At 63.9% G+C, this 548-nt stretch carries 1 protein-coding gene; it reads right to left on the bottom strand.

Going from position 1 to position 548, the window contains the following annotated elements; all coding sequences use genetic code 11:
• Window positions 1–207: 207 nt before the first annotated feature.
• The coding region (locus tag MD273_RS18785; protein WP_239039287.1) for an aromatic amino acid lyase at window positions 208–548 on the bottom strand (341 nt) is incomplete at its 5' end.

The following is a 548-nucleotide window of genomic DNA, read 5'->3' on the forward strand; positions in this document are numbered from 1 at the left end:
GCAATCTCTCCGTCGACCTCGATGACGAGAAAGAGGGAGGAGAACAGCCGGTGGTTTACCCAGTAGGTGTAGGGTGTATGCGCATCCAGTGTACCGGGCATGGTCGCGATCCGCTCGATCTGGGGAAAGTCGTCCGGATGAAAGGAACGGATCCTGGTCGTCATGTCAAAACCTCATGAATGGGGGAGGATCGGCGTCACGAGGTCCTCAGCCGGCGAGGCCGGGAAGCACGGTCTCGCCGACGGCGGCGCAAAACCTGCCGCTTGAAACGAGTTCGGTGGCGCGACCGAGATCGTCGGCCATGAAACGATCGTCGTCGAGTGCCGGCACCACCTCGCGCAGGACGGCCAGCACCGCGTTCAGTCGCGGACTGGTGGACAGCGGCTTGCGCAGATCCACCCCCTGGGCGGCGCTCAGCGCCTCGATGCCGATGATCGCGAAGAGGTTGTCGGTCATCTGAAGCAGGCGGCGAGCGCCATGGCAGGCCATGGAAACATGGTCCTCCTGATTGGCGGAGGTGGGGGTGGAGTCGACCGAGGCGGGATGCG

The organism is Marinobacter sp. C7, from assembly GCF_022343555.1.
Taxonomy (GTDB): Bacteria; Pseudomonadota; Gammaproteobacteria; order Pseudomonadales; family Oleiphilaceae; genus Marinobacter.